We start from the raw sequence: 7491 nt of genomic DNA on the forward strand, positions 1-7491 counted from the left end.
GAAAATGGGATACGAGATGACAACGTTGCAAATTATGCAAGGCACGTTTCGCATTGGCGATACGCGCGCGCTTCATATTGAGAACCTGGCTGTCCGTGCGGGCGAGAGCTGGGCGTTTGTCGGCGCTAACGGCAGCGGCAAATCGTCCCTCGCCCGGGCGCTGGCGGGCGAGCTACCCCCAGAGAAAGGCGAGCGCGCCAGTCAGTTCTCCCGCATCGCTCTGCTCTCGTTTGAACAGTTGCAAAAGCTGGTCAGCGCCGAGTGGCAGCGCAATAACACCGATATGCTGAGCCCGGACGAAGATGATACCGGGCGCACCACCGCGCAGATTATTCAGGATGAGGTGCACGATCCGGCGCGTTGCGCGGCGCTGGCGGCGCAATTCGGCATCGATGCGCTGCTGGAGCGGCGCTTTAAATATCTCTCCACCGGCGAAACCCGCAAAACGCTGCTCTGCCAGGCGCTGATGTCACAGCCCGATTTACTGATCCTCGACGAGCCGTTTGACGGCCTCGACGTCGCCTCGCGCGAGCAACTCGCGCGGCTGCTTGGCGAGCTGAGCGCGCAGGGCCTGACGCTGGTCTTGATCCTGAACCGCTTTGATGAAATCCCTGATTTTGTGCAGCACGCGGGCGTGGTCGCCGACTGCGCGCTGGTCGAGACGGGCGATAAAGCCACGCTCCTGAACCAGGCGCTGGTGGCGCAACTGGCCCACAGCGAGAAACTGTCGGGCGTGCGGCTGCCGGAGGCGGACGAGCCCGCGGCGCGCCATACGCTCAGTGCCACCGAGCCGCGCATCGTGCTGCGCAACGGGGTGGTCTCGTATAACGATCGCCCCATCCTGAACGATCTGAGCTGGACGGTACGCCCCGGCGAGCACTGGCAAATCGTCGGCCCCAACGGCGCGGGGAAATCGACGCTGTTAAGCCTGGTGACGGGCGATCATCCCCAGGGCTACAGCAATGACCTGACGCTTTTCGGGCGTCGTCGCGGCAGCGGCGAAACCATCTGGGATATCAAAAAACATATCGGTTACGTGAGCAGCAGTTTGCATCTTGATTACCGCGTCAGCGCCTCGGTGCGCAGCGTGATTCTTTCCGGTTATTTCGATTCCATCGGGATTTATCAGGCGGTGTCGGACCGCCAGCAGCAGTTGACGCGCGAGTGGCTCGATATTCTCGGCATGGACGACGCCACCGCCGACGCGCCGTTTCAGAGCCTTTCCTGGGGCCAGCAGCGACTGGCGCTGATTGTGCGGGCGCTGGTGAAACACCCGACGCTGCTGATCCTTGATGAGCCGTTGCAGGGGCTCGACCCGCTGAACCGCCAGCTGGTGCGCCGCTTTGTGGATGTGTTGATTAGCGAAGGCGAAACGCAACTGCTGTTTGTCTCGCACCACGCTGAAGACGCGCCGCAGTGCATGACCCACCGTTTAACCTTCATACCTGACGGCGACAGCTACCGATATCAGTTCGATACGCTGCGTTAACACGCAGCGCAGCGCAGCGACGCGGGCCGGGCGCTTCCCTGCCCGCCCCCTTTTCACTTTCAGATTAGCTGCAAATGCGCGCGTCGCGTTTTGTTTTACAATGGCTTAGCGTTGTCAGCCAGGTGAGTGAAAATCAGTGTAAACGATTCCACTAATTTATCCCATGTCACACTTTTGGGCTCTCTGTTATGCTATGGTTAATACATACCATAAGCGTAATGGAGCCAAATATGCGAGTTCTGGTAACGGGTGGTAGCGGTTACATCGGAAGTCATACCTGTGTACAGCTGCTGCAAAATAATCATGATGTGGTCATCCTTGATAATCTGTGCAACAGCAAGCGCAGCGTGCTGCCGGTGATTGAGCGTCTGGGCGGTAAAGCCGCGACGTTTATCGATGGCGACATCCGCGATGAAGCGCTGCTGCGCGAGATCTTCCACGACTATTCCATTGACACGGTAATCCATTTCGCCGGTCTGAAAGCGGTCGGCGAATCCGTCGCGAAACCGCTGGAATATTACGACAATAACGTGAACGGTACGCTGCGCCTGATCTCCGCCATGCGCGCCGCGGGCGTCACCAACTTTATCTTCAGCTCCTCCGCCACCGTCTATGGCGACCAGCCGAAAATCCCTTATGTCGAAAGCTTCCCGACCGGCACGCCGCAAAGCCCGTATGGCAAAAGCAAGCTGATGGTCGAACAGATCCTGACCGACCTGCAAAAGGCCTGTCCGGAGTGGAGCATCGCGCTGCTGCGTTATTTCAACCCGGTTGGCGCGCATCCGTCGGGCGATATGGGCGAAGATCCGCAGGGCATCCCGAACAACCTGATGCCGTATATCGCGCAGGTGGCGGTGGGCCGTCGCGAATCGCTGGCGGTCTTCGGCAATGATTACCCGACCAAAGACGGCACCGGCGTGCGTGACTATATCCACGTAATGGACCTCGCCGACGGTCATGTGGCCGCGATGCAACAGCTGGCCGAGAAGCCGGGCGTGCATATCTATAACCTCGGCGCGGGCGTCGGCAGCAGCGTGCTGGATGTCGTGAACGCCTTCAGCCAGGCCTGCGGCAAACCTATCAATTATCACTTTGCGCCGCGCCGTGATGGCGACCTGCCCGCATACTGGGCGGACGCCACCAAAGCAGACCAGGATTTGAACTGGCGCGTGACGCGTTCATTACAGGAAATGGCGGACGACACCTGGCGCTGGCAGTCACGTCATCCCCAAGGTTATCCCGATTAAAGGAAGTCAGATGGAACAGTTTAACCCCGTGGATCATCCGCACCGTCGTTATAACCCGCTGACCGGACAATGGATTTTGGTTTCGCCGCATCGCGCCAAGCGCCCCTGGCAGGGGGCGCAGGAAACGCCTGCGAAACAGACGCTGCCGCAGCACGATCCCGATTGTTTTCTCTGCCCCGGCAACACCCGTGTGACCGGGGATAAAAACCCGCAGTACACCGGCACCTATGTTTTCACCAACGATTTCGCCGCGCTGATGACTGACACGCCGGACGCGCCGCAAAGCGCCGATCCGCTGATGCGCCTTGAGAGCGCCCGCGGCACCAGCCGCGTGATTTGCTTCTCGCCGGATCACAGCAAAACGCTGCCGGAGCTGACGCTGCCCGCGCTGGAAGAGGTGGTGACGACATGGCAGACGCAAACGGCTGAGCTTGGGAAAACCTACCCGTGGGTGCAGGTGTTTGAAAATAAAGGCGCGGCGATGGGCTGCTCCAATCCGCATCCGCATGGCCAGATTTGGGCCAACAGCTTCCTGCCGAATGAAGCCGAACGTGAAGACAGGCTTCAGCGTGAGTATTTCGACCAGCAGGGCTCGCCGATGCTGGTGGATTACGTCCAGCGTGAGCTGGCCGACGGCAGCCGCACGGTGGTGGAAACCGAGCACTGGCTGGCGGTGGTGCCGTACTGGGCGGCGTGGCCGTTTGAAACGCTGCTGCTGCCGAAGACGCACATTTTGCGCATGACCGATCTGACTGACGCGCAGCGCAGCTGCCTTGCGCTGGCGCTGAAAAAACTCACCAGCCGTTACGACAACCTGTTCCAGACCTCGTTCCCCTACTCGATGGGCTGGCACGGCGCGCCGTTCAATGGCGAAGAGAACACGCACTGGCAGTTACATGCCCACTTCTACCCGCCGCTGCTGCGCAGCGCCACGGTACGTAAATTTATGGTGGGGTATGAAATGCTGGCGGAAACCCAGCGTGATTTAACCGCCGAACAGGCGGCAGAGCGCCTGCGCGCCGTCAGCGACGTCCATTTTCGCGAATCCGGAGAATAACAATGAGCCTGAAAGAAAAGACACATGCCCTGTTTGCCGAAAAGTTCGGCTACCCTGCCACCACCCATATTCAGGCGCCGGGCCGCGTTAACCTTATTGGCGAGCACACCGACTATAACGACGGTTTCGTGCTGCCGTGCGCTATCGATTACCAGACGGTGATTAGCTGCGCGAAGCGCGACGACCGCCGCGTACGCGTGATTGCCGCCGATTACGATAACGAAACCGATGAGTTCTCACTCGATGAGCCGATTCTGACGCACGACAGCCAGCAGTGGTCCAACTATGTGCGCGGCGTGGTGAAACATCTGCAACAGCGCGATCCCGGCTTCGGCGGCGCCGATCTGGTAATTAGCGGCAACGTGCCGCAGGGCGCGGGCTTAAGCTCCTCCGCATCGCTGGAAGTGGCGGTCGGCACCGTGTTCCGCCACCTTTATCACCTGTCGCTCGACGGCGCGCAGATTGCCCTGAACGGCCAGGAAGCGGAAAACCAGTTCGTCGGCTGCAACTGCGGCATCATGGATCAGTTGATTTCCGCGCTGGGCAAAAAAGACCATGCGCTGCTCATCGATTGTCGCAGCCTTGGCACCAAAGCCGTGCCGATGCCGCAGGGCGTCGCGGTCGTTATCATCAACAGCAATTTTAAACGCACCCTGGTCGGCAGCGAGTACAACACCCGCCGCGAACAGTGCGAAACCGGCGCGCGTTTCTTCACGCAAAAAGCGCTGCGCGATGTGAGTCTGGATCAGTTTAACGCCGTGGCGCATGAGCTTGACCCGATCGTGGCTAAACGGGTGCGCCATGTCCTGACGGAAAACGCCCGCACCGTAGAAGCGGCTGACGCGCTGGCGAAAGGCGATCTGACGCGGATGGGCGAGCTGATGGCGCAATCCCACGCCTCGATGCGCGACGACTTTGAAATTACCGTTCCGCAGATCGATACTCTGGTGGAGATTGTAAAATCGGTTATCGGTGACAAAGGCGGCGTGCGCATGACGGGCGGCGGCTTCGGCGGCTGCGTCGTGGCGCTGGTGCCGGAAGCTATCGTGCCGGAGGTGCAGGCTGCCGTAGAAGCGCAGTACGAAGCGCGCACCGGTATTAAAGAAACGTTTTACGTGTGCAAACCTTCAGAAGGAGCAGGTCTGTGCTAAAAGAGACGCCACAACTGGCCCCGGATGGCCAGCCGTATCGTATCTCCACCCTGCGCAACGCCGCAGGGATGGTCGTTACCGTCATGGACTGGGGCGCGACGCTACTGTCGGCCCGTGTTCCGATGAAAGACGCCAGCGTGCGCGAAACGCTGCTGGGCTGTCCGAGCCCGGAAGTCTGGCTTGAGCAGACCGCGTTTCTCGGCGCGTCGGTGGGCCGTTACGCCAACCGCATCGCGCAGTCGCGCTTTACGCTGGATGGCGAGACGTATTCACTGACGCCAAGCCAGGGCGAAAACCAGCTGCATGGCGGCCCGGAAGGGTTCGACAAACGCCGCTGGCGCATTGTGCGCCAGAACGGGCAGGAAGTGCTTTATACGCTGGATTCGCAGGACGGCGATCAGGGTTACCCTGGCGAGCTGCGCGCCACCGCGCATTTCCGTCTGACCGACGATAACCGCATCAGCATTGAATACCGCGCCCGCGTGGACAAGCCCTGCCCGGTTAACCTGACGAACCACGCCTATTTCAACCTGGACGGCGAGCAGAACGACGTGCGCGGCCACCGCCTGCAGCTTTTCGCAGAGCGCTATCTGCCGGTGGATGCGCAGGGCATTCCGCGTGAAGGGCTGGCGGACGTCGCGGGAACCGGTTTTGATTTCCGCGAGCCGAAAAAAATCGCCCAGGATTTCCTGAAAGACGAAGGCCAGCAGCGCGTGAAAGGCTACGATCACGCCTGGTTGCTGGACGCGAAAGGCGATCTGGCGCAGCCTGCGGCGCATGTCTGGTCGAGCGATGAAAAGCTCAAAATGACGGTCTATACCACCGCGCCTGCGTTGCAGTTCTACTCAGGCAACTATCTGGAAGGTACACCCGCCCGCGAACAGGGCACTTACAGCGCCTGGCAAGGGCTGGCGCTGGAGAGCGAATTCCTGCCGGACAGCCCCAACCACCCGGAATGGCCGCAGCCGGACTGCATTCTGCGCCCGGACCAGGAATACCAGAGCATTACGCAGTATCACTTTATTCCTCAGTAACTTTTCAGCCCTCTTTGCGAAGAGGGCTTTTTTTCGCCGTTTTGCTTTAATTACCGCCAGTTACTGACAAAAACATCACCGCCGGTTCACATGCGCCTTACACTACACCGCTATTTTCGCTATGTTAAAGGTTTACGTTGCCGCTAACTCCAACGCGGCAATATAATGATAACTGTTATCATTCAATCAGGCTTATGAAGGAGTAATACTATGGCTGTTACTAAGCTGGTTCTGGTTCGTCACGGCGAAAGCCAGTGGAACAACGAAAACCGCTTTACCGGTTGGTACGACGTTGACCTGTCTGAAAAAGGCGTCAGCGAAGCGAAAGCCGCAGGCAAGCTGCTGAAAGACGAAGGCTACAGCTTTGATTTTGCTTATACCTCCGTGCTGAAACGTGCCATCCACACGCTGTGGAACATCCTGGACGGGCTGGATCAGGCCTGGCTGCCGGTTGAAAAATCCTGGAAACTGAACGAGCGTCACTACGGCGCCCTGCAGGGTCTGAACAAAGCTGAAACCGCTGAAAAATACGGTGACGAGCAGGTAAAACAATGGCGTCGCGGCTTCGCGGTGACCCCGCCGGCGCTGACCAAAGATGACGAGCGTTTCCCGGGCCACGATCCGCGTTACGCGAAACTGAGCGAGCAGGAGCTGCCGCTGACCGAGAGCCTGGCGCTGACCATCGATCGCGTTATCCCTTACTGGAATGAAACCATTCTGCCGCGCCTGAAAAGCGGTGAGCGCGTGATTATCGCCGCCCACGGCAACTCCCTGCGCGCGCTGGTGAAATACCTGGATAACATGAGCGAAGAAGAGATCCTTGAGCTGAACATCCCGACCGGCGTACCGCTGGTGTATGAGTTCGACGAAAACTTCAAGCCGATTAAACACTACTATCTGGGCAACGCTGACGAGATCGCAGCGAAAGCGGCCGCTGTCGCGAACCAGGGTAAAGCGAAGTAATTCGCAACCGTAAGAAGCGCAAAAGGCGTGGTGAAAACCACGCCTTTTTTATTGGGCGGATGCGCTGGGTAGATATGGCGGGTGCGCTTCGCTTACCCGCCCTACCATAAGGGTACAAGAGGTATGTAGAGTGGGTAAGCATTAGCGCACCCACCACAGGGAGCGTTTAACCGCGACGCGTGGAACGGCAGGTGCGCTTCGCTTACCCGCCCTACTATAACGGTACAAGAGGTATGTAGGGTGGGTAAGCGTTAGCGAACCCACCACAGGGAGCGTTTAACCGCGACGCGTGGAACGGCGGCTGCGCTTCGCTTACCCGCCCTACCATAAGGGTACGAGAAGTATGTAGGGTGGGTAAGCGTTAGCGCACCCACCACAGGGAGCGTTTAACCGCGACGCGTGGAACGGCGGGTGCGCTTCGCTTACCCGCCCTACCATAAGAGTACGAGAAATATGTAGGGTGGGTAAGCGTCAGCGCACCCACCACAGGGAGCGTTTAACCGCAACGCGTGGAACGGCGGGTGCGCTTCGCTTACCCGCCCTACTATAA

Annotated in this window: 6 protein-coding genes; all 6 read left to right on the forward strand. The window is 59.2% G+C overall.

The features are described from left to right. Positions 1-16: 16 nt before the first annotated feature. The 6 genes from modF (at position 17) to gpmA (ending at position 6941) form a co-directional block, all read left to right on the forward strand. Positions 17-1489 carry a molybdate ABC transporter ATP-binding protein ModF gene (modF, locus tag AACV31_RS21450; RefSeq protein WP_165153379.1) on the forward strand — a complete coding sequence of 491 codons (1473 nt, stop codon included), beginning with the start codon at positions 17-19 and terminating at the stop codon, positions 1487-1489. 230 nt (positions 1490-1719) lie between these two features. After that, positions 1720-2736: a UDP-glucose 4-epimerase GalE gene (gene galE / locus AACV31_RS21455; protein ID WP_165153377.1), complete on the forward strand. Its 1017-nt coding sequence runs from the start codon at positions 1720-1722 to the stop codon at positions 2734-2736. A gap of 10 nt (positions 2737-2746) precedes the next feature. After that, positions 2747-3793 carry a galactose-1-phosphate uridylyltransferase gene (gene galT, locus AACV31_RS21460; protein WP_105538223.1) on the forward strand — a complete coding sequence of 349 codons (1047 nt, stop codon included), beginning with the start codon at positions 2747-2749 and terminating at the stop codon, positions 3791-3793. A 2-nt stretch (positions 3794-3795) separates the two neighbouring features. After that, on the forward strand, positions 3796-4944 hold the full coding sequence (gene galK, locus AACV31_RS21465; protein ID WP_105538224.1) for a galactokinase: 1149 nt from the start codon (positions 3796-3798) through the stop codon (positions 4942-4944). After that, entirely contained in the window at positions 4938-5978 is a 1041-nt protein-coding gene (galM, locus tag AACV31_RS21470) for a galactose-1-epimerase (RefSeq protein ID WP_007768364.1), read from the forward strand. The genes galK and galM overlap by 7 nt, the downstream gene beginning before the upstream one ends. 210 nt (positions 5979-6188) lie before the next feature. Further along, positions 6189-6941, forward strand: a complete 753-nt coding sequence (gpmA, locus tag AACV31_RS21475) for a 2,3-diphosphoglycerate-dependent phosphoglycerate mutase (RefSeq protein ID WP_007706899.1) — start codon at positions 6189-6191, stop codon at positions 6939-6941. Positions 6942-7491 lie beyond the last annotated feature (550 nt).

The sequence above is a fragment of the Cronobacter sp. EKM101R genome (assembly GCF_963888145.1).
Taxonomy (GTDB): domain Bacteria; phylum Pseudomonadota; class Gammaproteobacteria; order Enterobacterales; family Enterobacteriaceae; genus Cronobacter; species Cronobacter turicensis.